29 protein-coding genes are annotated in these 25,602 nt (G+C 49.1%); 8 read left to right on the top strand and 21 right to left on the bottom strand.

Annotated elements, in window-relative coordinates; all coding sequences use genetic code 11:
• Positions 1-55: 55 nt before the first annotated feature.
• A complete protein-coding gene (waaA, locus tag LRP50_RS10680) occupies positions 56-1,330 on the top strand; it encodes a lipid IV(A) 3-deoxy-D-manno-octulosonic acid transferase (protein WP_274164446.1) in 1,275 nt (424 codons plus the stop codon).
• A gap of 22 nt (positions 1,331-1,352) precedes the next feature.
• On the opposite strand, the gene LRP50_RS10675 is transcribed toward waaA, so the two are convergent.
• Positions 1,353-2,066 (bottom strand): 3-deoxy-D-manno-octulosonic acid kinase, encoded by a 714-nt coding sequence (locus LRP50_RS10675; protein WP_274164445.1) that lies wholly within the window; start codon positions 2,064-2,066, stop codon positions 1,353-1,355.
• Between the two features lie 130 nt (positions 2,067-2,196).
• Between LRP50_RS10675 and LRP50_RS10670 the strand changes: the two genes are divergently transcribed.
• On the top strand, positions 2,197-3,255 hold the full coding sequence (locus LRP50_RS10670) for a glycosyltransferase family 9 protein (protein WP_274164444.1): 1,059 nt from the start codon (positions 2,197-2,199) through the stop codon (positions 3,253-3,255).
• Complete coding sequence (locus LRP50_RS10665; protein ID WP_274164443.1) at positions 3,252-4,034, top strand: glycosyltransferase family 2 protein; 783 nt, start codon at positions 3,252-3,254, stop codon at positions 4,032-4,034. Before LRP50_RS10670 ends, LRP50_RS10665 begins: the two co-directional genes overlap by 4 nt.
• Before the next feature lie 2 nt (positions 4,035-4,036).
• On the opposite strand, the gene LRP50_RS10660 is transcribed toward LRP50_RS10665, so the two are convergent.
• Positions 4,037-5,074, bottom strand: coding sequence for a glycosyltransferase family 9 protein (locus tag LRP50_RS10660; protein WP_274164442.1), 1,038 nt, complete (start codon positions 5,072-5,074; stop codon positions 4,037-4,039).
• Between the two features lie 180 nt (positions 5,075-5,254).
• Between LRP50_RS10660 and coaD the strand changes: the two genes are divergently transcribed.
• Positions 5,255-5,755 carry a pantetheine-phosphate adenylyltransferase gene (gene coaD, locus LRP50_RS10655; RefSeq protein ID WP_274164441.1) on the top strand — a complete coding sequence of 167 codons (501 nt, stop codon included), beginning with the start codon at positions 5,255-5,257 and terminating at the stop codon, positions 5,753-5,755.
• 73 nt (positions 5,756-5,828) lie between these two features.
• Here coaD and mutM read toward each other — a convergent pair whose 3' ends face one another.
• The 5 genes from mutM to radC form a co-directional block, all read right to left on the bottom strand.
• Positions 5,829-6,641, bottom strand: coding sequence for a bifunctional DNA-formamidopyrimidine glycosylase/DNA-(apurinic or apyrimidinic site) lyase (gene mutM / locus LRP50_RS10650; RefSeq protein ID WP_274164440.1), 813 nt, complete (start codon positions 6,639-6,641; stop codon positions 5,829-5,831).
• A gap of 1 nt (position 6,642) precedes the next feature.
• Positions 6,643-7,152: a hypothetical protein gene (locus tag LRP50_RS10645; RefSeq protein WP_274164439.1), complete on the bottom strand. Its 510-nt coding sequence runs from the start codon at positions 7,150-7,152 to the stop codon at positions 6,643-6,645.
• 156 nt (positions 7,153-7,308) lie between these two features.
• On the bottom strand, positions 7,309-7,476 hold the full coding sequence (gene rpmG / locus LRP50_RS10640; protein ID WP_002535344.1) for a 50S ribosomal protein L33: 168 nt from the start codon (positions 7,474-7,476) through the stop codon (positions 7,309-7,311).
• Between the two features lie 13 nt (positions 7,477-7,489).
• A complete protein-coding gene (gene rpmB / locus LRP50_RS10635) occupies positions 7,490-7,726 on the bottom strand; it encodes a 50S ribosomal protein L28 (RefSeq protein WP_016961892.1) in 237 nt (78 codons plus the stop codon).
• Between the two features lie 187 nt (positions 7,727-7,913).
• On the bottom strand, positions 7,914-8,588 hold the full coding sequence (radC, locus tag LRP50_RS10630; protein WP_274164438.1) for a RadC family protein: 675 nt from the start codon (positions 8,586-8,588) through the stop codon (positions 7,914-7,916).
• Positions 8,589-8,812: 224 nt separating this feature from the next.
• Between radC and coaBC the strand changes: the two genes are divergently transcribed.
• The 3 genes from coaBC (at position 8,813) to slmA (ending at position 11,324) form a co-directional block, all read left to right on the top strand.
• Positions 8,813-10,039: a bifunctional phosphopantothenoylcysteine decarboxylase/phosphopantothenate--cysteine ligase CoaBC gene (coaBC, locus tag LRP50_RS10625; protein WP_274164437.1), complete on the top strand. Its 1,227-nt coding sequence runs from the start codon at positions 8,813-8,815 to the stop codon at positions 10,037-10,039.
• A gap of 31 nt (positions 10,040-10,070) precedes the next feature.
• The gene (gene dut, locus LRP50_RS10620; RefSeq protein ID WP_274164436.1) at positions 10,071-10,526 is read left to right on the top strand and encodes a dUTP diphosphatase; all 456 of its coding nucleotides are present in this window, start codon (positions 10,071-10,073) and stop codon (positions 10,524-10,526) included.
• Positions 10,527-10,733: 207 nt separating this feature from the next.
• Positions 10,734-11,324, top strand: a complete 591-nt coding sequence (gene slmA, locus LRP50_RS10615; protein ID WP_274164435.1) for a nucleoid occlusion factor SlmA — start codon at positions 10,734-10,736, stop codon at positions 11,322-11,324.
• Between the two features lie 68 nt (positions 11,325-11,392).
• On the opposite strand, the gene pyrE is transcribed toward slmA, so the two are convergent.
• Together pyrE and rph are read right to left on the bottom strand one after the other, a co-directional pair.
• Complete coding sequence (gene pyrE / locus LRP50_RS10610; protein WP_274164434.1) at positions 11,393-12,034, bottom strand: orotate phosphoribosyltransferase; 642 nt, start codon at positions 12,032-12,034, stop codon at positions 11,393-11,395.
• 89 nt (positions 12,035-12,123) lie between these two features.
• The gene (rph, locus tag LRP50_RS10605; protein WP_274164433.1) at positions 12,124-12,840 is read right to left on the bottom strand and encodes a ribonuclease PH; all 717 of its coding nucleotides are present in this window, start codon (positions 12,838-12,840) and stop codon (positions 12,124-12,126) included.
• Positions 12,841-13,064: 224 nt separating this feature from the next.
• Here rph and LRP50_RS10600 point away from each other — a divergent pair, with 224 nt between their 5' ends.
• Positions 13,065-13,928: a YicC/YloC family endoribonuclease gene (locus tag LRP50_RS10600; RefSeq protein WP_028025823.1), complete on the top strand. Its 864-nt coding sequence runs from the start codon at positions 13,065-13,067 to the stop codon at positions 13,926-13,928.
• 50 nt (positions 13,929-13,978) lie between these two features.
• On the opposite strand, the gene LRP50_RS10595 is transcribed toward LRP50_RS10600, so the two are convergent.
• From LRP50_RS10595 to LRP50_RS10540, 12 genes are all read right to left on the bottom strand, one after another.
• Entirely contained in the window at positions 13,979-14,776 is a 798-nt protein-coding gene (locus LRP50_RS10595) for a hypothetical protein (protein WP_274164432.1), read from the bottom strand.
• The gene (gene parM / locus LRP50_RS10590) at positions 14,769-15,818 is read right to left on the bottom strand and encodes a plasmid segregation protein ParM domain-containing protein (RefSeq protein WP_274164431.1); all 1,050 of its coding nucleotides are present in this window, start codon (positions 15,816-15,818) and stop codon (positions 14,769-14,771) included. The genes LRP50_RS10595 and parM overlap by 8 nt, the downstream gene beginning before the upstream one ends.
• Positions 15,819-16,017: 199 nt before the next feature.
• Positions 16,018-17,196: a flagellin lysine-N-methylase gene (fliB, locus tag LRP50_RS10585; protein ID WP_274164430.1), complete on the bottom strand. Its 1,179-nt coding sequence runs from the start codon at positions 17,194-17,196 to the stop codon at positions 16,018-16,020.
• Positions 17,197-17,246: 50 nt separating this feature from the next.
• Positions 17,247-18,266 carry a flagellar motor protein MotB gene (locus tag LRP50_RS10580; protein ID WP_274164429.1) on the bottom strand — a complete coding sequence of 340 codons (1,020 nt, stop codon included), beginning with the start codon at positions 18,264-18,266 and terminating at the stop codon, positions 17,247-17,249.
• Positions 18,267-18,269: 3 nt separating this feature from the next.
• Positions 18,270-19,118 (bottom strand): flagellar motor stator protein MotA, encoded by an 849-nt coding sequence (motA, locus tag LRP50_RS10575; protein WP_274164428.1) that lies wholly within the window; start codon positions 19,116-19,118, stop codon positions 18,270-18,272.
• A gap of 15 nt (positions 19,119-19,133) precedes the next feature.
• A complete protein-coding gene (locus LRP50_RS10570; protein WP_274164427.1) occupies positions 19,134-19,877 on the bottom strand; it encodes a FliA/WhiG family RNA polymerase sigma factor in 744 nt (247 codons plus the stop codon).
• A 16-nt stretch (positions 19,878-19,893) separates the two neighbouring features.
• Positions 19,894-20,385, bottom strand: a complete 492-nt coding sequence (locus LRP50_RS10565; RefSeq protein ID WP_274164426.1) for a flagellar basal body-associated FliL family protein — start codon at positions 20,383-20,385, stop codon at positions 19,894-19,896.
• An 18-nt stretch (positions 20,386-20,403) separates the two neighbouring features.
• Entirely contained in the window at positions 20,404-21,705 is a 1,302-nt protein-coding gene (locus LRP50_RS10560) for a flagellar hook-length control protein FliK (RefSeq protein WP_274164425.1), read from the bottom strand.
• 8 nt (positions 21,706-21,713) lie between these two features.
• Positions 21,714-22,040 (bottom strand): hypothetical protein, encoded by a 327-nt coding sequence (locus tag LRP50_RS10555; protein ID WP_274164424.1) that lies wholly within the window; start codon positions 22,038-22,040, stop codon positions 21,714-21,716.
• Complete coding sequence (gene fliS / locus LRP50_RS10550) at positions 22,037-22,438, bottom strand: flagellar export chaperone FliS (protein ID WP_274164423.1); 402 nt, start codon at positions 22,436-22,438, stop codon at positions 22,037-22,039. The genes LRP50_RS10555 and fliS overlap by 4 nt, the downstream gene beginning before the upstream one ends.
• Positions 22,439-22,451: 13 nt before the next feature.
• Positions 22,452-24,020 (bottom strand): flagellar filament capping protein FliD, encoded by a 1,569-nt coding sequence (gene fliD / locus LRP50_RS10545; RefSeq protein ID WP_274164422.1) that lies wholly within the window; start codon positions 24,018-24,020, stop codon positions 22,452-22,454.
• A gap of 243 nt (positions 24,021-24,263) precedes the next feature.
• Positions 24,264-25,589 (bottom strand): flagellin N-terminal helical domain-containing protein, encoded by a 1,326-nt coding sequence (locus LRP50_RS10540; protein WP_274164421.1) that lies wholly within the window; start codon positions 25,587-25,589, stop codon positions 24,264-24,266.
• Between the last annotated feature and the right edge of the window lie 13 nt (positions 25,590-25,602).

The raw sequence follows: 25,602 nt of genomic DNA, 5'->3' as shown, positions 1-25,602 counted from the left end.
GATTTCGAGCCCTTTGTTGTAAACTAGCCTCAGGTTTTCCAAACAAGGTTTTCGTGTGCGCCTTCTTTATACCCTTTTACTTTTCATCGCTGCCCCTTTTCTTCTTCTGGGTCTCTATCGCGCCAAAGATGGGAAACCTCGTGTTGGTAAGCGCTGGGTTGAGCATTTTGGAAAAACGCCAGCACTTGTAGGCCAACGTCCAATTTGGATTCATGCTGTTTCCGTCGGTGAAGTGATTGCCGCAAAACCGATTATTCTGGCGCTTCGCAAGACATATCCAGACGCTTCGATACTCGTCACCACCACCACGACAACAGGTGCTGCGATTGCAAGCAAGCTTGGCGATGGCGTGGAACACAGATACATGCCGATCGACTTTTCCTTCGCCGTGAATGGCTTTTTAAAGCGCGTAAAACCTCAAACCATGTTGATCATGGAAACCGAGCTTTGGCCGAATACGTTAACGTCGGTAAAAAAAGCCGGAATTCCGATCATCGTGATGAATGCTCGCCTTTCGGAAAAGTCGATGCGCGGGTATCAGCGCGTGCAACCGATGTTCAATCTGCTTTCAAAAAATATTGACCACATTCTTTGCCAGTTCCAAGACGATGCAGATCGTTTCGTTCAACTTGGCGTCAATTCAAAGCGCGTTTCCGTATCAGGCTCTGTGAAATTTGATTTACCTGAATTTGATAACACGAGCGAGGCCGTCGTTGCGCTGAAGCAAGAAATCAAACAACGACCAGTGTGGGTGGCTGCCAGTACTCACCCCGGCGAAGATGAGATTCTGCTTGAAGCTCATCAAGCGCTATTGGCCGAACAGCCTGATGCGTTGATGGTGCTGGTGCCACGCCACCCTGAACGCTTCGGCGACGTTGCTGCACTGGCTGAACAAAAAGGATTTTCACTGTCACGTCGTAGTCAGTCACAACCTATTGATGACAATACGCAGGTGTATTTAGGCGACACCATGGGAGAGATGATGACCTTGCTTGCCACATCGACCGTGACATTTATGGCGGGAAGTTTGATGGGTGATAAGCTCGGTGGGCACAACTTGCTGGAGCCCGCTTCCCTTGGGAAGCCTCAAATCACAGGCCCAAGCTACTTTAATTTTCAGGTCATTGGCGATCAGTTGATTGAAGCCGGCGCTTGTGAGGTGCAAGAAGCACCCTCAGACATTGCCAATGCGCTATTGGGTTTCATGAACAACCCAGAGAAATGCCAACAAGCAGGAGAAACCGCGCTGAATGTGGTGGAGAGAAACCGTGGCGCGGTCGCTAAAACACTTGAAGCGATAGCACCGTGGATTGATGCCGAGAAGCAATAACTAATAATTTGCAGATCCCAGATTATCTAACTGCTTGCTCTTGATAACCCAGCAACAAAGCATCCCAATCTGATTCCTGCCACTGGATGTGTCGCTTGTTCAGCTCTTTTCGAAATGAGCGAAGCAAGCGGCTGAGATTAGATGCTTTCCAGCTATCCCCCCCCTTTTTCCCACATTTATCAAAATCAATTAACCAGCACGTGCCTGTGGCATCGAGCAAAATATTGTGGATATTGAGATCAGTGTGACACACCCCAGCATCATGAAGCTTTCTCACCATGACGCCAATCCGGAGGTAATGGGAAGCGTCGAGCGGGGCTTCCATCAAGATATCGACCAGATCTTTGGCATCATCGATTTTTTCCACCAGCAAATCCGCTTGGTAGGTCAGCCCATCTCGAATCGCACGCGCTGCGATAGGGCGCGGTACTGATATGCCATTTTCACGCAGATAGGTGAGTAACTGAAACTCTTGTGCCGAGCGAGTGTTTCCCCACCCCGTGAACGCATAACTGTCACGAACCAATTTCCCGAACAAACCACCGCGGCGATAGTGACGAAGCGCAGCAGGCAACACCTCAGTTTGCACAAACCACGTCGTGCCACGCCCCGTTGCAGAGCCGATGATTGCCTCTTTCTGCTGCCAGAATTCAACATCAAAACATTGCGCAGGATCTTCACGTAACAATGACGCGTCAAACCAAATACGGGTGTTGTTGTCGACTAACTGATCCACGCAAGCTCCTTCAAATATGTCTTATCTTCTCAGTATCTCAAGCATTACTGACAGATACGATGCAGTTGCATTTTACATTGCTGATCGGCAACTGCATAATTTCAACCATCAAAACCCTATAAGCATTCTCATGGCCTTATTTTCTGCCCCACCACAGTCTCTCTGCATTTTGCGCCTTTCAGCGATTGGCGATGTTTGCAATGCCATCGCTGCCGTTCAAGCCATTCGCCAGCAATGGCCAGAAACACAACTGACATGGATAGCAGGGAAAGCCGAAGCCGCCCTTCTTACACCGTTGTTACCCGATGTCACCGTGATTGCTTTTGATAAGAAGCAAGGCTTTAAAGGGATGCAAGCGGTATGGAAAGCACTGAAAGGCCAACGCTTCGATGCGCTGCTTCATATGCAAAGCGCGATCAGAGCGAGCATGTTGTCTATCGGGATCAAGGCTAAGTACACGCTGGGGTTTGATAAGACCCGAGCCAGTGATTTGCAGCAGTGGTTTACCAATGTAAAAGTGCCATCGCCAGCATCACCGCATGTGCTAGACGGTTTCATGGCCTTCACTGAAGCACTAGGCTTGAAGCCTCAAACGCCAACATGGGCATTGCCGCTATCCGAAAAAGACGTCGTCTGGGCAAAAGATCAGTTATCCACGAAGCCGACCTTGGTGGTTGCACCCGCTGCGAGCAAAGCCTTTAAAAACTGGACCGCAGAAGGTTACGCGGGCGTGATTGAGCATGCACTCGACGAAGGGTTCGATGTAATCTTAGCGGGTGGCCCTGGCAAGATTGAGATTGAGCTCGGTCAAGCTATCGAGAGCCAACTCTCCCGTCCTGTAAAAAACCTAATTGGTAAAACAACGCTTCTACAATTGCTCGCACTTGAGCAGGAAGCCGATTTAGTCTTGGCACCTGATAGCGGCCCAGCGCACCTTGCCAATGCCGTGGATACACCCGTTATTGGTTTATACGCGCACCACAATCCCGCACGAACAGGGCCTTACAACTGGCGACACTATGTCGTGAGCGTATATGCAGAGGCGATTGAAGCCGAAACAGGCAAATCAGCGAATGAAGTGTCTTGGCGAACACGCGTGAAAGACGATACCGCTATGCAAAGAATAACCATTGATGAGGTGATCTCGCGTTTTGATGAAGTCATCCAAAAAGAGGAAATCGGCTCATGAGCCAGAATCAAACACGCGCCTCAATCAGCGCAATCATCATCACCAAAAATGAAGAACAGATCCTGCCAGAGTGTTTGGCATCCTTAGATTGGGTCGATGAAATCATCGTGGTGGATTCTGGCAGCACAGACAATACCGTCGCCATCGCTGAGCAAGCAGGCGCGAAAGTCTTTGTGAATGCCGAATGGCCGGGCTTTGGTAAACAAAAACAATTGGCGCAAAGCCATGCAACCAAAGATTGGGTGCTTGCGATTGATGCGGATGAAGTCATTACTGATGCGTTGAAAAACAGCATTCTGACAGTATTAGAAAATCCGCCTGAGAGAACCCTGTTCGTGCTCCGTCGCACCACATGGGTATTTGGCCGCTTTCTTAAGCACTCTGGCTGGTACGATAAAATCGTTCGCTTATACCCTCGCGAGTTCACCGGCTACAACGATGCCTTGGTTCACGAAAAAATCATTGAGCCAGAAGGCAGTCAGAAACAAACCTTGAGCGGCGACATGCTGCACTACTCATACCGCGACCTGCACCAGTACCTTGTGAAATCCGCATTCTATGCAAAATCATGGGCAGATGGTCGTCAGGCGCGAGGGAAGAAAAGCAGCATCGGGCAAGGTGTCACTCACGCGATTGGCTGCTTTTTGAAGATGTATCTATTAAAGCGTGGATTTCTCGATGGTAAACAAGGCTTCTTGATTGCCGTGCTCTCGGCGCACTCAACGTTCGTGAAATACGCCGACCTTTGGATCAGAGAAAACGACAGCCGCGCACAGTAAACTTAGAGCACGCGCTGCAGAAAGGCTAAGGCGTCAGGCAGGATGCTATCAACGTCGATTTTCGACATGTCTGCCGCCACGTCTTTGTTTTTGTCTGCAGGCGGGGCAAAGGCAAGGTGGCGGCCGTTACTGTTGATAGGTTGCCATCTCAATGGCGTTGCGCTGCGTTTAGCAGGGAAAAAGCCAATCGTCGGCACATCCACCGTTGCCGCTATATGCAACGGCCCGGTTGAGCCCGCGATGAAGGCACTTGCGCAGGCAATTGAACACGTAAAATCTTGTAAACCATCATTCTTATCGTAAATTACCGACTTCACATCACCTTGTGCCAACAACGCTTTCAGCTCTGCCGCTTTTTCTTCTTCACCCGGCCCTGCTGTTAACACTACATCCATAGCAACCTGTTGAACGATACCTGATACCAGCGCCGCGTACTGCTCAAGCGATAAGTTATTCGCCGAACCACCACTGCCAGCATGAACAAATAGCCAAGGTTTATCTGATTCTAGCGAGAGCAAGGTCGTCAGCTTTTGGCGCTGAGCTTGAAGCGTATCAGCGCCAAACGCTAAATAAGGCGCAACGGGTTCAACCGCCTTGATGCCTTGTTTCGCCAAGAAAGCACGCACCAAATCGAGGTTGTATTCATACTCAGGTTTTGCCGATTTGGATCGGCGTTGCTTAATGCGGTGATTATAAAGGAGCTGAGAAATTTTCGTTGCCGGCGCTAAACGAAACGGAATGCCCGCTTTCCAAACCAAACCCGCATTGTAGCTATCTGAAAATAAACAGATTGAGGCATCAAACTGTTGCGCTTTAATCTCGGTCATCAGCGCTTTCTTACTCAATGTGTCCGACCCTTTCCCACAATCTACCAAAACCTTATCAATTGATGGGCACAACTCCGCAAGCGCTTTGGTGTATGACGGTACCAGTGCAGTGATTTCAGCATCTGGCTGCGATTGCTTCAACATGGCAAAAGCAGGCCACGCCAACATGAAGTCACCGATTTTATCGTTGCGAATGACAAGGATTTTTTTCATTTTGTGCCCTAGTTTACGGTTCTTAATACCGATCATACCGAATAGTACTGATTAAGCCATAGCGAGGTAGTAGGCTAGAGGGCAGAACATTATTTTCGATGCGCTTGCGTATTATGTTCACCAAAAACACATGATATTTTGGTAGCATGTCGCCAGTATAAAAGATGGCAGGAAAAATCTGTGAGCAAGAAATCCCTGACTCGGGTTATATACCCAGGCACCTTTGATCCAATCACCAACGGTCACACCGAAATCGTTAGCCGTGCCGCGTCCATGTTTGATGAAGTCATCGTGGGAATTGCAGCAAGCCCAAGCAAAAAACCCTTGTTTGAGCTTGAAGCACGTGTCGCCTTTGCCAAAGAAGTGACAAAACACCTCGATAACGTCACGGTAGTGGGGTTTTCTGGCTTACTGGTCGATTTCGCCAAACAGTATCAGGCCAATATTTTGGTTCGTGGTCTACGTGCCGTGTCGGATTTTGAATACGAATTCCAGCTCGCCAACATGAATCGCCGTTTGATGCCTGAGCTAGAAAGCGTTTTTCTGACGCCCTCTGAAGAAAATTCATTTATCTCTTCAACATTGGTTAAAGAAGTCGCCCTACACGGTGGAGACACCAGTGGCTTTGTGCACCCATCGGTACTGAAAGCGATGCAAACGGTGCTCAAAAAGCCGGAATAAGCTAACGCTAACAAACACAAAAAAACCCGCTATCGCAGCGGGCTTTTTGATGCGCTTTCTCGGCGTTGTCTGATTAAACCTGACAGTCGGGGCAAAACACCGTGTTTCTCTGTCCAAGCTTCACGCTTTCAAGTTCAGTACCACACACTGGGCAAGGCTTTCCTTGGTTGCCATACACTTGAAGTTCTTGTGCAAAATACCCCGGCTTACCATCTGCCTGCTTAAAATCTTTTAGCGTTGTGCCGCCTTGCTCAATCGCCGTCGCTAGCACCAACTTAATGTCCGCCACAAAGCGACTCGCTTCTTCTTGGTTTAGCTGACCGGCTTGGCGTTGTGGGTGAATGCGAGACATAAACAGTGATTCATTGGCGTAAATGTTACCCACACCCACCACCACCGCATTATCCATAATGAATTGCTTGATAGGCGTGCGCTTGTTTCGGCTTCGCTCAAACAGGTACTCACCCGTGAAATCATCGGTTAGAGGCTCAGGTCCTAATTTCCCCAATACAGGGTGGTCTGAGCCATCATTCGGTTGCCAGAGCCAAGCACCAAAACGACGCGGATCGTTGTAGCGGATCATCTCACCCGAGCTTAAGTGCAAATCGACATGATCATGCTTTGCCGGCGGTACGCCTTCAGGGATAACCCGTAAGCTGCCTGACATGCCCAAATGCACCAGTGCGTAGCCCACGTCCGTTTCCAAAATCAGGTACTTAGCGCGACGCGAAACGCTACGAATTACCTGACCTTCCATGTCATGTAACTCTTCTGGCACTAACCACCGCAGCTTAGGTTGTCGCACTTCAATTTTGGTGACCGTTTGGCCTTCCGCATGCGGCCTTATCCCCATGCGGCTGACTTCAACTTCCGGTAATTCTGGCATGTTATTGATTCTGGCTGTCGAATGGGAACAGGTAGTGTTGATCAACCGACACCGCAAGCCAACGGTTTTCCCAATTTTGGATGAGCCAAAATTGAGGAAGTTGGTAATAGGTTAAGCGCAAAGGCTCCATGTGCTGATCACGGTCGACCACTAGCGTGGCAAGAGAGCGCAAACTCGGCTTAAGCTTGTTGTAGGTTTCGGTATCGATTTCTGTACCGGATAGATTTAACCAGCGATTGGCCAATTCGGTAGCTGAAACATCCAATCGCTTATCTGTTTGCCAAGGTGTGCCGTTAGTTAGCGTAAACGTTGGGAACTTAAGAGAAAGTACCGACACATCATCCGGCATTAAAGCAATCACACCTTCGGGCAGTACCTGTTCAACATGCTGACTTTGCTCACCTTCCGCCAGTTTAGTGCGAATATAATCGGGCAAATGCATCATCATAAAAAAGAAAAGAATGCCGATGATCAGGAAATTGTTAAAAGTACGACGGGATGGTTTTGCCATAGTGCGCTCACAGCGATTGGACATGACTAAAGTGTATATGTGGAAGTGACTGATTTACAGTGATATGCCCAAGCAACCTGCAGATGAATGTCTCAAATTACAGGTATAAAAAAACCCAGCCTAAGCTGAGTTTTTTTTAGCAAAGCAAAAAACCAATTACTTGATTTTAGCTTCTTTGTACATAACGTGTTGACGAACAACTGGATCAAATTTCTTGATCTCAAATTTGCCCGGCATGTTACGTTTGTTTTTATCAGTAGTGTAGAAGTGGCCTGTACCAGCAGATGATACTAGACGGATCTTCTCACGAATGCCTTTAGCCATTCTTTAAATCCTCTTAAACGTTCTCACCACGGGCGCGGATGTCTGTAAGAACAGCATCAATGCCTTTCTTGTCGATGATGCGCATACCTTTAGGGGTAAGACGCAGTTTAACGAAGCGGTTTTCGCTTTCTACCCAGAAACGATGAGTTTGCAGGTTCGGCAGAAAACGACGCTTGGTGGCGTTACGTGCGTGCGAACGGTTGTTACCCGTTACAGGACGCTTGCCAGTTACTTGGCATACTCGTGACATGAATGTCTCTCCAAATCGTTTCAGCTCGATATCAACCTTGTCCACCAGTCCTGCAAACAAGGTCAGGCTCTAGGTCAAGGCTATCAAAGGTGGCGCATTATACTAACTGTATTTGCATTGCTCAAGTCCCGAGCAGATCCTTTTGTCATTTATTTGATCGTTTTTTAGCAGCTTTTACCTGAAAAGCTTATATCCAGCCGCGTTCAGCAAAGGAGACAACTTCTCCATCGCCTATCACCATGTGATCGAGCAGCCTGATATCCACTAACGACAAAGCATCCGCAATGCGTGATGTTATATGACGGTCGGCAGGACTTGGTTCGGCAATACCAGATGGGTGATTATGAGCCAAAATCACCGCATTTGCATGCACTTCCAGCGCACGACGCACAACTTCTCGTGGATAGACCCCTGCTGCATTGATGGTTCCTTCGAAAAGAATCTCATCTGAAATAGGTCGATTTTGGTTATCTAAATACAGGACCAGAAAGGCTTCTCGGGGTCTGTCACGCAATTGTGCAGAGAGATATCTCGCCGTATGAGAGGGGCTCGTTAGCGCATCTTCATAAGACATAATTTCTTTAAAATGTCGCTTACTCAGCTCCAAAACCGCCTGCATTTGTGCATATTTTGCCGATCCCAACCCTTTTCTTTGGCTAAATTGCGCTAAGTCTGACTGCATTAGCTTCCGCAAAGAGCCAAAATCCTCCAGCAGATAACCTGCCAGTTCAATCGCATTCATGCCTGATACGCCAGTACGAAGAAAAATGGCCAACAATTCCGCGTTCGTTAATGACTCAGGCCCTTTGGCCAATAATTTTTCTCTCGGACGGCAATCTTGCGGCAAATCCTTCAATGACATGACCAAGCCTCACAATTAAAAAGGCAGCCTCATCCCTGACGTACTTTTAAGCAACCCATCGCTTATCAGCGTGCGATTAATGCGTGTAAGACATTTTATGAGTAGCTTCTTTATTACATTTCAATTTGTGGTACCTCTGCTTTCACAATCCTCTGAGTACAACACGTGATTAGGCGGTCTTTTATGTTATCTTTCTCTTAATTACTTCGTAGGCTTACTTGGTTATGGTTCAGAAAATTACCCAATCCCTAACAGGAAAACGCATCGTGTTAGGCATAGGCGGTGGTATTGCCGCGTATAAATGTGCAGATCTTACTCGCCGCCTCATTGAACGTGGTGCAGATGTCCGTGTTGTCATGACGCACGCAGCAAAAGAATTCATCACCCCTCTCACCATGCAAGCCGTGTCCGGTCACCCTGTGGCTGATAGTTTGCTCGACCCAGCCGCAGAAGCATCGATGGGACACATCGAAATTGCCAAGTGGGCAGACTTAGTGGTTCTGGCACCAGCAACAGCAGATTTAATCGCTCGCGTCACTGCTGGCATGGGGAACGACTTACTCACCACACTTTGCCTTGCAACCGATGCCCCCGTTGCGATTGCACCCGCGATGAATCAGCAGATGTATCGCGCTGTCGCGACCCAAGAAAACCTCGCGACGCTTAAACGCCGGGACTATCCAATCTGGGGGCCTGCGAGTGGTGAGCAAGCGTGTGGCGATGTTGGCCCAGGCAGAATGCTAGAGCCACTTCAATTGGTGGCATTGGTAGAAGACCATTTCTCTGAGGGCGATCTGACGGGTACGTCTTTTTTGATTACTGCAGGACCAACACGCGAAGCCATTGACCCTGTCCGTTACCTAAGCAATCACAGCTCCGGCAAAATGGGATACGCCATTGCACAAGCGGCGGCGAAGCGCGGGGCAACGGTGACACTCGTGAGCGGTCCAGTGAACTTGCCAACGCCTGCTAACGTCTCACGTGTCGATGTGCAAAGTGCAGAAGATATGTACGACGCTGTTCAACAACATGCGGGGTCACATCAAATATTCATTGCCTGTGCCGCCGTGGCGGATTTCAGACCTGCTCATGTCGCTGAGCAGAAAATGAAGAAAACAGATGGTCATGATGAAATGAGCATCGCGTTGGTGAAAAACCCTGACATTGTTGCCGCTGTTGCAGCCATGACTCAACAACGCCCTTTCACCGTGGGCTTTGCGGCTGAAACCCAAGATGTGGAACAATATGCTCGCGGTAAATTAGCCAAGAAGAATCTTGATCTCATTTGCGCCAACGATGTGTCTCGCGAAGGCCAAGGCTTTAACAGCGATCAAAATGCCTTGCACCTTTATTGGCCAAACGGTGATAAACCGTTACCGCTTGCCAGCAAGACTGACATTGGCAACCAATTGGTTAGCGAAATTACTACCCTATTTAATGCCAGCAAATAAATTCAGTGGAAAACAATCATTGGAAAACAAAATGAAAAAAATTGACCTGAAAATTCTCGACCCACGCGTCGGCAATGAATTCCCGCTTCCCGCTTACGCCACTGAAGGTTCTGCAGGGTTGGACTTACGCGCAATTCTGGACGCACCAGTAACACTGGAGCCGGGGCAAACCGAACTACTGCCAACGGGCCTCGCGATTCATATCGCCGATCCGTCACTGGCTGCGACTATTTTGCCGCGTTCGGGTTTAGGGCATAAACACGGCATCGTGCTAGGCAACTTGGTGGGCCTTATCGACTCAGATTATCAAGGTCAGTTGATGGTTTCTTGCTGGAACCGTGGCAACACCACATTCACTATCGAGCCGGGCGAACGTATTGCGCAACTGGTATTTGTCCCTGTTGTTCAAGCAGAGTTCAATATTGTTGAAGATTTTGATGCCACAGAGCGTGGTGCCGGTGGTTTTGGACACTCTGGTACAAAATAGCAGCAATTTCAGTGTGTAATACATAGATACGCCGCCAATCTGCGGCGTTTTTAACGTCTTATTCACGCTTTCTAACATTCTTATGTGCGTCGACAATCCCAAAGGTGCATTATCCTTTTAATACAGATGGCGCACCGCTAAAATAGAGACCCTTCAGCCGAGATTTTGGGTCCGAGACCCCGATAACAACAAAGGAAACATCTATTCATGGCTGTCCAAAAAAAGCAAAACCGCCGCGAAGAAATTCTTCAGGCTCTCGCTCACATGCTGGAGTCTAATCAGGGCAGTCAACGGATTACAACCGCCAAACTTGCGGCTCAGGTTGGTGTATCGGAAGCCGCGCTATATCGCCACTTTCCGAGTAAAGCGCGCATGTTTGAGGGGTTGATTGAATTCATTGAAGAATCACTGTTCACCCGTATCAACCGAATTCAAAGCGAAGAAAAAGACACCCTGACGCGTCTTCGTCTGACGTTGCAGCTTCTCTTAGTGTTTGGTGAACGCAACCCAGGTTTAACCCGAATCATGACAGGCCATGCGCTCATGTTCGAACAAGACCGCCTGCAAGGTCGCATTAATCAGTTGTTTGAAAAAATAGAAAGTCAGCTACGACAAATACTTCGTGAGCGTCGCCTTCGTGAAGGTAAAGGCTTTCCGGTTGAAGAATCTATTCTTGCTGCGCAGTTACTAGGGCAAGTAGAAGGTAGCTTAAACCGCTTTGTTCGTTCGAGCTTCAAATACCCGCCAACGGCTGACTTTGATCAGTACTGGCTGCTATTGAGCGCACAACTGGACTAATTGAGTCGCGAAAAGCATTAAAAAAGGCTGCATCATGCAGCCTTTTGCGTTTCTGTGGCACAGGAAAGTCAGATACCGTATTCAGCGCGGTAAGCTTTTACCGCATCAAGATGTTCAGGGTTACCACCTTGCTCTTCAAGGTAAGTCACCAAGTCGCCCAAGCTAACAATAGACACCACTTTACAACCAAAGTCGCGTTCAACTTCTTGAATGGCCGACAACTCACCTTTACCGCGCTCTTGACGGTCAATAGCGACCAATACACCCGCCAAATCAGCGCCGTTCGCTTGAATGATTTCCATCGATTCACGAATGGCAGTACCCGCAGTGATCACATCATCAACAAGCATCACGCGGCCTTCAAGCACGCTACCGACAAGGTTGCCACCTTCGCCATGGGTTTTCGCTTCTTTACGGTTAAAGCAATATGGCGTGTCAATATCGTGGTGTTCAGCCAAAGCAACCGCCGTGGTGGTTGCGATAGGAATACCTTTGTACGCAGGGCCAAACAACAAATCATAATCAATGTTCGCGTCCACTAGCGCTTCTGCATAGAAACGACCAAGACGCGCCAAATCACGACCCGTGTTAAATAGACCTGCATTAAAGAAGTATGGGCTCTTACGACCTGACTTCAGGGTGAACTCACCGAATTTCAAAACTTGTTTTTCCAATGCAAACTCGATGAACTGACGCTGATAGGCTTTCATTTTCTCTCCTGACTCACTCTTCGGCTTTCTGGCCGTTACTTGTGTATTTTGGTTAAAAAAAAGCGGCTCCAATAGAAGCCGCTCTTTCATCAATCAATTAACGATGCTTTCTGAATCACGATGATGTCTTCAATGCCCTTATTGGCCAGAGCCAGCATGGCATTCAATTCTTCCGCCGTGAACGGTTCGCCTTCTGCGGTGCCCTGCACTTCAATCATGCGGCCATCTTCCAGCATCACCACGTTCATGTCAGTTTCAGCGGCAGAATCTTCAACATACTCAAGGTCGCAAATTGGCGTGCCTTCAAAGATACCGACAGACACAGCAGCAACGTGACCTTTCATTGGGTTCGCTTTCAGTTTTCCTTCAGCAACCAGCTTATTCAGTGCATCGGCCATTGCCACGCTTGCACCTGAAATAGACGCAGTACGCGTGCCGCCATCAGCTTGAATAACGTCACAGTCAACGGTAATTGTGAAATCACCCAATTGATCAAGGTTCACTGCAGCGCGAAGGCTACGTGCGATCAGACGCTGGATTTCCATGGTGCGACCGCCTTGCTTACCGTTCGCCGCTTCACGACGGTTACGAGTGTGGGTCGCACGTGGCAACATGCCGTATTCAGCAGTGATCCAACCTTGGCCCTTCCCTTTAAGAAAACGTGGCACGCCTTCTTCAACGGTCGCGGTACAGATAACTTTCGTGTCGCCAAACTCCACCAGAACAGAGCCTTCCGCATGTGCGGTAAAATGACGTGTCATGGTAACTGGACGAATTTGACCAACTTCTCTTCCGCTAGGACGCATATTGTTCCACCTTTAGTTGTGCTATAGCTGTACAGTCGTTGTGTAAGCGCGACTGAATTTCGTTAACCAGCGATTATAGCGACTTCACCTAGGCCGCGCTAACACAAACCTAGCTCCGGCGCTTTTTTCTTCAACATCTGCTCTCATGGTTAATAAGAACAGACTAACAAGAAGGCGAACAACTGCGTATAATCAGAGCAACATCGATAAATGAGTGAATATCAATGATCCACAGTATGACTGCCTACGCCCGCCGCGAAGTAAAAGGCACATGGGGCACAGCCGTTTGGGAAATCCGTTCGGTAAACCAACGTTACCTAGAAACTTACATCCGCATGCCAGAGCAGTTCCGTGGCCTTGAACCAATCATTCGTGAACGTTTCCGCCAGCGCCTTGCTCGCGGCAAAGTCGAATGTAACCTGCGCTTTGAAGCCAATGCTTCTGCAAACACAGAGTTGAAAATCAACGAAGAGTTGGCAAAACAGGTTATTCACGCCGCCAAGTGGGTCAAAGAGACTTCAGGTGAAGGCAATATCGGTCCTTTCCAAGTCCTGCAATGGCCGGGCGTGATGGAAACACCAGAACAAGATATGGACGTGATCAATAAAGCCCTCATGAGCGGCTTTGATGAAGCTGTCGATGATTTCATTGCCGCACGTGCAAGCGAAGGCGCAAACATGAAAGCACTGATCGAGCAGCGCCTTGATGGAATTGCAGCAGAAGTCGTGAAAGTACGCGCTAAGATGCCTGAAATTCTAAATTGGCAGCGTGAACGTCTTATCACCAAACTAGAAGAAGCCAAGATTGAGCTAGATGCGAACCGCGTTGAGCAAGAAATCATTCTGCTGGCACAAAAGTCTGACGTTGCTGAAGAGCTTGATCGCCTAGATTCTCATGTATCAGAAGCCAATAAAATCCTGAAAAAAGGCGGCGCATGTGGCCGACGTTTGGATTTCATGATGCAAGAATTTAACCGCGAGTCGAACACACTGGCGTCAAAATCTATCAGCACTGAAACCACCGCATCAGGCGTTGAGTTGAAAGTACTTATCGAACAAATGCGCGAGCAAATTCAGAATATCGAATAATGCCAACGCAATTTAGATAAAAAAACACCCAGTCATGACTGGGTGTTTTTTTAGAACAAACCTTTTGATTTCAGCTTCTGTACTGATGCCATCTTCTGGCTCAGCACTTGGCCTGCTGGCTCCAACTCTTCTTCCTCTGACACCTTCGTAACCACGTTGCCAGACGACAAGTTTCGAATCATCGAGTTTTGCATCGTCAACAGGGTTTTCAGCTCCGCGATTTCGCGCTTCAAGTTAAGTTGACGCATCTCTGCCGCCAACTCTTGCTTGAGCGATTCAACCGAACCAATCAGGCTTTCCATATTGGCAGTGACAGGCTGTAAACCATTCATCGCCTCTTGGATACACGCTAACGTGTTGTCCAACTCGGGTAACTGAGACATCGAAGTATCGTCTGATTCACGCTGACGCTCCGAACTCATGATTTGCTGAAGCTGGTCAGTGATATCACCAAGCATATTCAACACTGGCGTAGTATCCACCGCGTCTTTCAACGCGTGCAGCATGTCAGGTTCAATCCCTGTACTCGCTGGAGCCGCATCAATGTTGTAACCACACAGACGTAGCTGATGCTTCAACATATCCACATTGACAGTATCTTCCGCCAACGAAGAGGCCAAGAACTCACACAGCTTAGGGCTGAGCAAGTAAAGGAAAACACCCGCCAGATAAATATCTTTGTGCATGTGCAAGCGATGGTGAAGCTCAACACCCGCAGAGGGGTCAGCTACCAGCAACTTGCGTTCTTTTACCCAGTCACGCATCACCCCAACCGCATAGCGGTCAGAGTTAGAATTAACAGGGTCGAGGTAAATGGAAAAGTTAACCCGCTTATGCTGGTTACTCATCACCCACTCCTACAAGTGCCTCTGGTGCAACGTCTACCGCATCGCCCATGTCCGAGTGGTACATGCAAAGCTCACGCGCCAGCGCAGATTGTGAGTCGTGAATCAACACAACGCGGTCGCCCAAGGTTTCATACGCTTTTGCGATTGCAGGATAAATCAGCGCAGCACCGCCACCCACCAAGTAGACACGGTTTGGGTTTTTCGAGAATTTCTTCGCTTCGTACGCCACTGACGCACCAAGCTCTTCAATTTTCGTGTTGATCTTGTTGATGATTTTTTCGATTTGGCTTTCATCGTTGACCACATCTTTCACGAACGACAAGTCGTGACGACGTTTAATCAATTCATTAGACACCAAGTAGCTTGAATCGCTGTCTGCCGCTGCCAACGCTTTACGCGCAGCATCTGTCACCATGGAAACGCCGATTTCGTTGTTACCGTAAACCGCAGACACATCGTCAAACTCACCAACGATAATACCCATGTCTAGCGTTGTACCACCGCAGTCCACGACCAATGAGCGAGTGAATTCATTACAGTCTGAATTCATCAGCGTCGACATCACCGCTGGCAAGCTTTCAGGCATCACTTCAACATCAACGATGTCGAATAGCTCGCCTTTGTTTAGGCGAATGCTGCGCATCAAGTTGTTACGCTTTTTCTCGATTTTGTGTTCATTGCGTTGGCAGTCTTCTGAGTTATAGAACTCAGTGATCGGCAGCGTAACTACAAGCTTCACAGGCTGTGGCTCAATGCCGGTTTGCATCAATGCGTGATGAACCGCTAGCAGGTTCAGGTCGCCATACTGGTAATCAACGTGCGTGGTTTCCAGCGCTTTATCTGAGGTCGCATCATAGGTGTACTTGGTGGTACCGATCTCGTAGTTGAAGACCTTCTTATCTCTCAACAGAGCAGCACTCTTCCAATCCTTACGGAACGAGTTCGGAGAGATTACCGTCTTAAGCTGATTGTCCGCAATCCAGCTCACTTTCACATTGGTAGAGCCATCGTCTACAGCAATTTTTAAGGTCGAAATTGACATTTTACTACTCACTTTCCGAGACCCAGACACAAGACAGAATGTGTCTCGTTACAACGCAAGATAGCCAGATTTTTAGTCAGCAGGCATCTTGGCGTCAATTAAGTCTTCAACAGATAAAAAACATGAACTGAGTCGCATTTATACGCAACAATTCATCAGAATCGCGGGATTATACAAACAACTGTCCAAGAAACCAGCGCTAACTCACTTTCAATAGCAGCAGCGGCAGCATCGCGGAATCAACATCAAATCTTCCCTTCATGTTTTCAAGCACCTTGGGGAATTTACCGCCATGACTACGTGCGCGATGATAGCTTTGTACCACCAACACAAAATCATCGTCCGACAGCGCTGCGTCTGCAGCCAATAGGCATAGAGCACCGCGCAAGTAGAAAAAATCCACGATGATTTGGCTAAATTGCTCGTACATGTTGTCCGCAGGGAAATCCAATTCATACATTTGGTAAATGAAATAATTCACCCAAACATGGGCACGTTCATCCATGTAACGTGGGTAGTTGCCAGCAAAGCCGCCTTCCAGAACGGTTTGCTGCTGGGCAACGTCATCCCCCGCCTCGATAAGCGCACTTTTCATGCGTTCATGCAGCTTTTCTAAACGCTCGAGTACAAGCGGTTTCTTATCAAGAATATTCAGTGCAAATAGCGCGTTGTAGCCTTTTAACAGGTAAGACGCATGCAGTTGCGTCACGGCAGGCATTCCCTCATAAAACTCCGCAATGCTGCCATCTTGGATCTGTGCAATCACCAGATCGAACGCGTCAGTCTGCTCTTCGGCTGGCACTTGAGAAAGGTGCTTGATGGCAAAGCCAAAGGTAAACAAACGCTGCTCTAGTGGCATGCTTTGTTCAGACAGCAACAGAACAAACAACTCACGCACTGCGTCGTGATGAGCAGGGCGTTGGTAAGGGGCTGGTTTGAATGCCACCTCTTGAGTCACCTTGGAATCAAACGACATGGCGTCAGGGTTCAGCAACGCTTTACGCACGGCCTCAGGGCAAGACAGCGTCAAACTGTGCTGCACCTGATTGCCACGCACTTTTACAAGACGCGGGTAGGTCTTACAGGTGTTCGACAGTCGCGTGTGTCCATGTTCGGCATGCACTTCACACAAACCGCTTTCCATACGAAACGGGCAGTTACCTTGCTGGTTTAGCTTAATTTTGGCATATGCCGCTTGTCCGCGAGTACGTTCAATCACCTCGGCAGCTTTAGCTTTAAAGGCGCTTTTTCGCGTCATAAACTGGTACGTGCTTTTGTCGATATTCACGTTCCAGCTATGGCAACAATGGTCTTCACACGCTGAACCGGTGCAAGCAAACTCTTTATAAAATTGAGGTGTTACGGTTATTTTATTCATCGCTACTTATTCATTGTCACTGTGTCATCGCGGCTACAGGGGCGTCACGGTTACTGCGTCATCGCTTCTAAACGGGAAACGGGTTGATTCTCCCGCGCAAATTGTTTGGCTTGTTTAACGGCATCGCCATCGTTAATCGGTGTTTCAAGCGCTCGAGGGTCGGAGCCAAACAAACGAATCAGTTGGTTATCTGCTTCTTTGGTTAAAATCAAAAACTCGATACGGCGGTTTTTGCCACTTTTGGGGTCAGCTGTGTCTATCAACATCCGATCTGCCATCGCCAGCACTTGAAGAACATGGCTTTCAGGCAAACCCGACGCCACCAGTACTTGGCGAGCTTTTAATGCGCGATCGCCAGACAACTCCCAGTTGGAGTAACCTTCTGCGATGTAACGCGTGGAGTCGGTATGACCGCTGACAATTAGTCGGTTTTGAACACGCCCAAGCACAGGGGCCAACGCATACAACACATCTTCGAAGAACGGCGTCATAACCACGCTTCCTCGGTCAAACATCAGTTTGTTTGTGCTGTCTTGAATGCGAATGCGTAGCCCTTGCGGCACGATTTCCATATGAATGTTTTCCATGGCGCCGAGAGATTCCGCAATCTCTTCTAAAGCAATCGCCATGGCGGTCAATTGGGCGGTATCAAGGTACTTACCTTCCATCATGGAAAGCAGCTTGTCGCCTCGGCCTGCATTATTGCCGCGCTCCCCTTGAGGCACTTCTTCATGTAACGAGGTGCCAAGCTGATTTGAACCGGTCAGCGTAGAGTTAATCGGGTTTTCAAACGGCGACGCTTGTCCGTCAAAATCAATCGGGAACGGGCTGTTTCGGATGTCGAATAGGTTATCCATGCTGTCGAACATGCTGCTTTGTTGAAGCATGTACTGGATCTCTTCGCGCTCATCTTCTGAGGCGATTTCCATGATCCAAAGCACCATAAAAAAGGCCATCATGGCGATAGCAAAGTCAGCAAACGCCACCTTCCACGCACCACCATGGTGTTCGTCGTGATCGCCACGGCGACGTTTCTTAATAATGATGATGTTTTTCTTATCATCCGCCATGGCTTAGTCTCGCACCATCCACTCTTCCATCTCTGAAAACGTAGGCTTGTACTCGCTATACAGCAGACGACGGCCTGCATCCAAGGCCAAAATGGTTGGCTTGCCTTGCGCTTGTGCCACAAGAATGGTCGAGATCATGCGCAGTGCCATCATCTCTTTTTTCACCATGCTGGCGATGCTCGACGCTAATGGGTCAAATACCCCGTAAGCCATAAGAACACCGAAGAAAGTACCCACCAGTGCCGCTGCCACTTTGACACCAATTAGCGTCAGCGAACCGCCAATGTTCTGCATGGTCACAACAATACCCAGTACCGCCGCAACGATACCAAAACCCGGCATTGCTTCACCGGTTTTAGCCACCGCTTTCGATGGACGCATCAAGTCGCTTTCCAGCGCCTCTAGCTCCAGCTCAAAGGCCGCCTCTAGGTCGTAGTGGCTCATCTTACCCATAGCAATCATGCGCAAGTTATCGGTGATAAAAGGCAGCATCACTGAAGAGTTTGCAATCTGAGGGTAGCGGGCAAATATCTCACTTCTTTCTGGATTTTCGATGTGGTCATCAAGCTTTTTCAAGCCGTCTTTACGCACAATTTCGAGCAGCTCATACATCAATTGCAAGACGGACTTAAAGTAATCATCGCCATAGCCTTTACCCAGCGTCATTTTCAAGCGGGTGAGTATGTTTTTAAGTACCGAAGAAGGGTTTGCAATCACCATGGCTCCCACAGCGGCGCCGAGAATAATCACAAATTCGGGTGGCTGCCATAGCGCCATGACCTTGCCGGTCGCCATGACATAGCCACCGAGAACACTGGCAAAAACAACGATAAATCCCAGTATTACCTGCATATAAGAACGACTCCGCTATGCCAACGTCCAGTCAGCTAATTTCTGTTGAAGGGTAGTAAGTGCTTTTTTTTGTATTTGGCTGATTCGGGCTTCAGTGAGATCGAACACTAAGGCGATCTCTTTCAGGCTCATCTCGTGCTCAAAATAAAAGCTCATGACGATTTGTTCACGCTGGGTCAATGTTGCAAGTGCCGCCTTCAAAGACTGACGCATCTTTTCCTTCTCGACCTTTTCGCAATACACCGCGAGATCCGGAAACGCAGCATTGTCTTCCTGCATGGACTCAAAACTTTGTGGACTTTCCGCTTCGTGCGCCAACTTCAATTGACGCACCTCGCTGACCGACACACCCACAGCTCGTGCCAGTTCTAATTCCGTTGGTACTCGGCCTAACGCTTTCGCCACTGCCTTTTCATGGTCACGCAGTTGATGGGTTTTTTGACGCAACTGACGAGGGCGCCAGTCCAACCGACGCAGCTCGTCGAGGATCGCGCCTCTAACCCGAGAAGACGCAAGTTTTCTCAGTGCTGTTTCGTCTTCATCCGGGTAGCGGCGGACAGTGTCGAGCAAGGCCATCAGACCAATTTGCTCCATATCCTCAGTGCTCATCACGGTGTTGGCCTGTATCGACAGATGGCTGACCACCCGTTTCACCACGCCAGCAAGCTGAGTCAACAAACGTTGCTCTCTCGCTTTATTGCTCACCTGATTGTGCTGCTGATAGGCTTCTAAGCCTGTCACCGCTGCCGACGCTATCATCAGCCCCTGCTCCTTTTCACTGCACAACCAGCTTGGTGATCAACACACGCTCAAGCCCTTTAGAGCCGGTCATATCATTCATTTGAGCCTGAAGAACATCACGTAGCTCGTCTTCCAACACTGGCAAGCTGCCAGATACAGAAAGGTTGTCGAAGGTCTTTCCGTTGAGTAATTTCACTACCGCATTGCGCAGCACTGGCATCATCTCTGTCATTGCCGCTTGCTGCTCGGGGTCGTAAGTCATCAATGACAGTTCGAGCATCAAGTAATGCAGGCGACTCTCCCCTTCCACGCTCACCACAAAACGTGGCATTGAGATAAATTGCGGCTTTTTCACCATGGCCATCGGCGCAATGTCGCTGTCTGCACTGACTTCCACGAAGTTGCTATTTTTCTGTGAATAGAAGAACCAACCGCCAGCGGCAAGCGCCAGCAACACCACACTCACTATCGCTAGAATGAGAAACGTCTTCTTTTTTGGTTGTTCTTCCGTCGCTACATTTGTCATGACATGCTCTAAATTGGGTTAAACCACAGACTCATAACGGCTTAAACCGCCACGGTCAGAAGAAAGGGACAAGGACGATTCACCGATGTGATTGCTCATCACCGTCCGGTTATCACCTTGTTCGGACTGAGATTGCCCTTGGTCTTGTTGCAAACCGCTAGATACAGACACATCCGCCAGCTGAAGTTGGCTTTGCTCAATATCAAAACGCAGGCGATCCGCATGCGCAGAAAGCGCCTCGCGTAACTGAGGATGGGCAGCCGCAATGTGCACACTCAGCTTGTCACCTTCCATTCGCAGGGTGATATCCAGTTTGCCTAGCTCTGGTGGGTCAAGGCGCACGTGGGCAAGCTGAACATTGTCTTGGCTGTTAAAGCGAAGACGAGCGCGCAGTTGATCCACTAATTCGCGTCCCCACTCGGGCTGTGTAATATCCACCGAGGCACTCAGTTGCTGCGCTGTCGGTGCAGTCGTTGAACTGGTTGCAACAAGGTTTTGTGCGGGTGCGCGAACGTTAGCTTGAAGCGATTGCAGCCCAGACATCAACATGCGCTCTGGCGCGACATCGTTAATAGACAGCATGAACTCAGGCATAGACGCGGCTTGGCGAAGCGTAAACTCGGGCTTCACATCAACGTGCAGTGCTGGCGCATCATGTTGAGCATTAGCCCCCTGCAGCCCGTTTAACGCATTCGCATTCACATGGGTGCTTTGGGTTGAAGAGCTGCTTTGGGTTGAACCTTGACTCGCAGCCTGTTCCAAAAACTGTTTCGCAAACCCATCCAACGTGGTTTGGCGCAGGGTTCGACTCACCAATGGCAACGCATCGGCCAACTGAGACAACGAAAGTTCGCCGCGTGCCACTTGATTGAATACCCCTTCAAGGGCGCTCATCAAAGGGGCTGGCAACACCACGCCTGATGCTGTTAACTGCTGTTGCAGTTTCGCCATCAAATCTGCCGGAGACATGTCGCCTTGTTGCAGCGACAACATCCACTGGCTTATTTGCTCATGCACCTCAGACGAGAGTTGCGGAAAGGCGACTTCAAGCGCATCAGTTAATTCATCTTTGGCTGCTTGCGTCTCTTGAGACTGTTCTGTGCTCTCACCGTTTTCCACCGCGTGATTCGCGTTTGGCTTTTGGCTGGCACCTTGATGCGAGACATCGTTATTTGAAGCAGCATTTGCCTGTTCAGTAAACGAGGGCTGAGACGATTCAACGCCAGAGTGAGGCGATGTCGAGGAATTATTCGCACTGATCGTCGTGCCTGCAGCGACCGCTGCAGAAGGCCCTTTTGGGGCAGAAAGTGAAATCTGCATGGATCTAATTACTCATGGTGCCCAAGGTAAGCCATCACACCCTGTTTGGTGGCTTCTTGTTGTGACAGTTGAAGCCGAATACGGGCTTTTTCCCCTTGCCCCTCAGTGATCATCTTGCTGTAAAGCGTATTGAGCTTCGCCAATTCCGCTTTCGCTTCAGCGCCGAGTAGTTGTTTTTGTAACTTAGGCAACGCACGCTGAAGCTTGGTATCCAGATCGCCAAGCGCCGCCCAATCTCCGGCATCAAGCGCTTGCTCAAAGTCGACGTAAAGGCGGCGAAGTTGTTGCGCGGTATTGCTACCCGCAGCAGGCATCACTCGGGACGATCGGATCACCGTGCAACCTCAACCTTTTCAGGTTTCAGTACCACCCAGCCCTCAAGGATTTGGGTAACAAGGCTGACAACTTCATCAATGCCTGCCACTTCATTGCGCAGGTTGGCTTCAAACAAGCGACGACCACAATAGTCATACAAGCGGTACAACTCTTGGGTTACGTCTCCGCCTTTTTCCTCGTCCAGCACCGAACTTAGGCCGTTCAAAATGTCGAGGCACTTTGAAATGGTCATACCCTTGTCGGCAATCTGGCCGCGCTCCATGAAGCCGCGTGCGCGGCCCAAGTTTTCCAGCAAGCCTTCAAGCAACATCTGGATCAGACGATGCGGGCTAGCCGATGCCGCTTGCGCGTGGTTTTTCGAATGTTGGTAGGCACCTAAGCCTTCATCAATAATCATGGTGTGACCTGAATTACATCAACATGCTGATCAGCATGTTTTGGGTTTGGTTCATCTGGGCGATTTGACTATCCATCTTGGCGTAGTAATCACGCAGGGAAATGGTTTTGGCTTCCATGCGGATATCTAGCGTTTCGCGCTCTTCGCCCAAACGCTTATTGTCTTGCTCTAAACGATCCTGACGGATATCAAACAAGCCGCCGTTTTTGTGGTAATCGTCAAGCACCGTCAGCATCTTGGTCATAACACCAGGCTGAGTTTCGTCGAGCGGATCGCCCATGAACAGGTTGGCGATTTCATCGAAGTTATCTTCGAGCGCCTTGTCCATCTTGGTCTGGTCGATTTCCAGCGTGCCGCTCACCGAGGTAGTGATACCCAGCTGTGACAAGGTCTCTAAGGTAGACGAACTGTACTCCGCCGAAATAACCTCACGCAGGCGCGACACCATCGAACGCACACCCGCATCGCCCGACAGCGCAGCAGCGCCGTCTTCGCTCGATTTGGTGTAGGTGTTCACGGTTTCCATGACTTTGTTGTAGCTGTCGACGAATTTTTTCACCGTGTCTTTCACACCGGATTCGTCGCGCTCAATATTGACGTTCACCTTGCCTGGCTCTTTTAGCGTCAGAGTGATGCCATCAATCACGTTTTCCATTTTGTTGGAGCTAGAGGTCAGCTCCATGGTGCCGAACATGACTTTGGCGTCTTGCCCGGCTTGCAGGTTTTTATGGCCTTCGACCATAGTGCCAGTCACGACCAACGGATTGGTTGTTGGATCGTTTGGCGTCACGGTAAAGCCATTCGTCGCACCGGTTTCGCTGGCATTGAGTACCAAGCTGATATTGTCGCCACTGCGTACCAGTGTCGCTTTCACGCCGTCATTGTTCGAGTCGCTGTTGATCGCCACCTGCACTTCTTCCAGCGTCACCCCTTCTGTGTTCAGACGGGTGATTTTGTCGGCGTAGCTTTTCTGGCCTTCATCGTAAGTATCAAGGCGCTTTTGATCGAAATTCTCGTGCTTCGAGTCAGTCAAGATAGCCTTGGCTTCCGCTTTCCAAGCCCCCGCCTCATCCATCTCAATATCAAATTCTTTAGCAATGTTTTCCAATGTGCGGGTTTCATGCTCCGCTTTCTTGGTGACCTGCTCTCCTTCGAGCTTGGTAGCCAGCGCCGCGATATCCACCTCAACGGTTTTACCGTTGGCGGTAAAGCCGACTTTACCGCTCTTTAGGTAGCTGTCTTTGCCCAGCGAAATAAGCTGATCGCGCTGGGATTGCGCCAGTTGAGTCACTTCAAAGTTATACTCACCCGCCACCGCACCAGCACCAACGGCTATGCCCAGCACATCGCTGTTACTAAGTTCCGCTTTGAGTTTTTCTAGCTCAGAGGCCGAATTCAAATCTTCCACCGTGTCGCGGAAGCTGTTGATGGTGTTTTGAATTTCTTTCAACGCGTCCATTTCGGCAGTATTCATGCCTTCTTGACGGTTGAGTTGGTTGTCTTTCGGTGCGCGCTCGGCGGCAACAATCACTTCGATCATTGAGTTAAAATCAATGCCCGAACCAATACCTGTCATAAACATACGGCGTCTCCTGTCGTGGCCGAGCCAGCCTGCACGTTGCAGCTAGCACCCATGGTGCCCCTGTGGCTTCATGGCATATAAAGCAAAAAACATACCATTATATTTTTTGCTTTATATTCATGTAAATACAGCGATTTATTTAGGGTTGAGTGATTTTCTAGAGGGTCAGATATAGAACGAGCGGAAGTGACACTTCCGCTCGGAATAGAAAATCGAAATACGCTATTAGAAATAGCGAGCCGATTAACGAAGTAGCTGAGAAACCATGCTTGGCATTTGGTTCGCTTGAGAAAGCACAGTGATGCCTGCTTGCATCATGGTGTTTTGCTTAGTCATGTTGGCAGATTCTGCCGCGATGTCTGCATCCATGATGCGGCCTTTAGCCACAGACATGTTCTCTGCAATGTTGCCAAGGTTGTTGATGGTAGATTGGAAGCGGTTTTGAGTTGCACCCAGGTCAGCACGTACTGCGCCAACTGCATCGATCATCGCATCGATGTTGTTCATTGCTTCACCCGCAGATGCTGCGTCAGTCAGGCCAGCAGCCAGCTTAGAGGTATCAAGTGCTGAGCTGTCTAGCGTCACGCTGATCACGTTTGCATCATTCAGAGCAGAAGAGTCAATACCAGCAGCAATTGCAGCATCTGCAACTGCCTTCATGTTGTTATTGTTATCATCAGTAAACTTCGTTGCATCCAAGCCACCATTGGCTGTATCAACAAAGCCCTTCACTGCTGTTGCCGCCGCTTCCATTTTTTCCATGGTCGCTTTTGCGTCTGCGGTTACAGTTGCTTTTACCTTAGTACCATCAGTAGTTGTGGTTGCAGCCTCAAGTTTCACATAACTACCAAGACCCAGCTCATCAATTTTCGCTTGAGCAGCAGCTAAAGAATCTGAGGCATCACTACCATTTGCAGCACCAACCGATGCTAGGGTAATTTCAGCGCCTGCACTTAGATCACTAGCAGTCAAGCCACCCAATGCTGTTTCTAGATCTTCCACGTTCTTCGTTTTTGCCGCAGTATCCAGACCTAAACCTGCCAGTACATCATTCGCTAGCATTTCTGCATCCGCTTTTGACATTTTAGAGGTTGCATCAGAAGCTTTAACGTCAGCACCCACTTGGAAATCAACACCCGCACCTAGTTTTTCAAACAACTTCTCGCCTTTACCGTACGTGGTGGTTTCTACGATACGGTCCAGTTCTTTCGTTAGCGCGGTGAATTCTTTGTTCAGTGCTGCACGGTCAGAATCAGAGTTAGTGCCGTTCTTCGCCTGTACAGACAGGTCACGTTGACGCTGTAGGATGTTGGTGAATTCTTGTAGTGCGCCTTCCGCAGTTTGTGACATAGAGATGCCATCGTTCGCGTTGCGTTGTGCCACTTTCAGACCGTTAGTCTGAGAAGTCATGCGGTTAGCGATTTGTAGACCTGCAGCGTCGTCTTTTGCGCTGTTGATGCGTAGGCCAGTAGACAGACGTTGTAGTGACGTGTTTAGTGAACCTTGAGTAGAAGTCAGGTTACGCTGTGCGTTCATTGACGCAAAGTTAGTATTGATGGACATTGACATGAGTGTATTCCTC

The sequence above is a fragment of the Enterovibrio gelatinilyticus genome (assembly GCF_028683095.1).
Lineage (GTDB): Bacteria > Pseudomonadota > Gammaproteobacteria > Enterobacterales > Vibrionaceae > Enterovibrio > Enterovibrio gelatinilyticus.
Note: the sequence above shows the minus strand (reverse complement) of the source record. Positions and strands in the feature narration are given on the sequence as shown.

Coding starts and splice junctions, on each gene's coding strand:
- LRP50_RS10670 (WP_274164444.1), top strand. CDS start 2,197: ATGGCCTTATTTTCTGCCCCACCACAGTCTCTCTGCATTTTGCGCCTT.
- LRP50_RS10580 (WP_274164429.1), bottom strand. CDS start 18,266: ATGGCGGATGATAAGAAAAACATCATCATTATTAAGAAACGTCGCCGT.
- LRP50_RS10540 (WP_274164421.1), bottom strand. CDS start 25,589: ATGTCAATGTCCATCAATACTAACTTTGCGTCAATGAACGCACAGCGT.
- LRP50_RS10595 (WP_274164432.1), bottom strand. CDS start 14,776: ATGAGTAACCAGCATAAGCGGGTTAACTTTTCCATTTACCTCGACCCT.
- parM (WP_274164431.1), bottom strand. CDS start 15,818: ATGTCAATTTCGACCTTAAAAATTGCTGTAGACGATGGCTCTACCAAT.
- pyrE (WP_274164434.1), bottom strand. CDS start 12,034: ATGAAAGCCTATCAGCGTCAGTTCATCGAGTTTGCATTGGAAAAACAA.
- coaBC (WP_274164437.1), top strand. CDS start 8,813: ATGGTTCAGAAAATTACCCAATCCCTAACAGGAAAACGCATCGTGTTA.
- rpmB (WP_016961892.1), bottom strand. CDS start 7,726: ATGTCACGAGTATGCCAAGTAACTGGCAAGCGTCCTGTAACGGGTAAC.
- radC (WP_274164438.1), bottom strand. CDS start 8,588: ATGTCATTGAAGGATTTGCCGCAAGATTGCCGTCCGAGAGAAAAATTA.
- LRP50_RS10560 (WP_274164425.1), bottom strand. CDS start 21,705: ATGCAGATTTCACTTTCTGCCCCAAAAGGGCCTTCTGCAGCGGTCGCT.
- LRP50_RS10665 (WP_274164443.1), top strand. CDS start 3,252: ATGAGCCAGAATCAAACACGCGCCTCAATCAGCGCAATCATCATCACC.
- rph (WP_274164433.1), bottom strand. CDS start 12,840: ATGCGTCCTAGCGGAAGAGAAGTTGGTCAAATTCGTCCAGTTACCATG.
- mutM (WP_274164440.1), bottom strand. CDS start 6,641: ATGCCAGAATTACCGGAAGTTGAAGTCAGCCGCATGGGGATAAGGCCG.
- fliS (WP_274164423.1), bottom strand. CDS start 22,438: ATGATTATTGATGAAGGCTTAGGTGCCTACCAACATTCGAAAAACCAC.
- LRP50_RS10600 (WP_028025823.1), top strand. CDS start 13,065: ATGATCCACAGTATGACTGCCTACGCCCGCCGCGAAGTAAAAGGCACA.
- LRP50_RS10570 (WP_274164427.1), bottom strand. CDS start 19,877: ATGATAGCGTCGGCAGCGGTGACAGGCTTAGAAGCCTATCAGCAGCAC.
- rpmG (WP_002535344.1), bottom strand. CDS start 7,476: ATGGCTAAAGGCATTCGTGAGAAGATCCGTCTAGTATCATCTGCTGGT.
- LRP50_RS10645 (WP_274164439.1), bottom strand. CDS start 7,152: ATGGCAAAACCATCCCGTCGTACTTTTAACAATTTCCTGATCATCGGC.
- dut (WP_274164436.1), top strand. CDS start 10,071: ATGAAAAAAATTGACCTGAAAATTCTCGACCCACGCGTCGGCAATGAA.
- LRP50_RS10565 (WP_274164426.1), bottom strand. CDS start 20,385: ATGACAAATGTAGCGACGGAAGAACAACCAAAAAAGAAGACGTTTCTC.
- fliB (WP_274164430.1), bottom strand. CDS start 17,196: ATGAATAAAATAACCGTAACACCTCAATTTTATAAAGAGTTTGCTTGC.
- LRP50_RS10660 (WP_274164442.1), bottom strand. CDS start 5,074: ATGAAAAAAATCCTTGTCATTCGCAACGATAAAATCGGTGACTTCATG.
- slmA (WP_274164435.1), top strand. CDS start 10,734: ATGGCTGTCCAAAAAAAGCAAAACCGCCGCGAAGAAATTCTTCAGGCT.
- fliD (WP_274164422.1), bottom strand. CDS start 24,020: ATGTTTATGACAGGTATTGGTTCGGGCATTGATTTTAACTCAATGATC.
- motA (WP_274164428.1), bottom strand. CDS start 19,118: ATGCAGGTAATACTGGGATTTATCGTTGTTTTTGCCAGTGTTCTCGGT.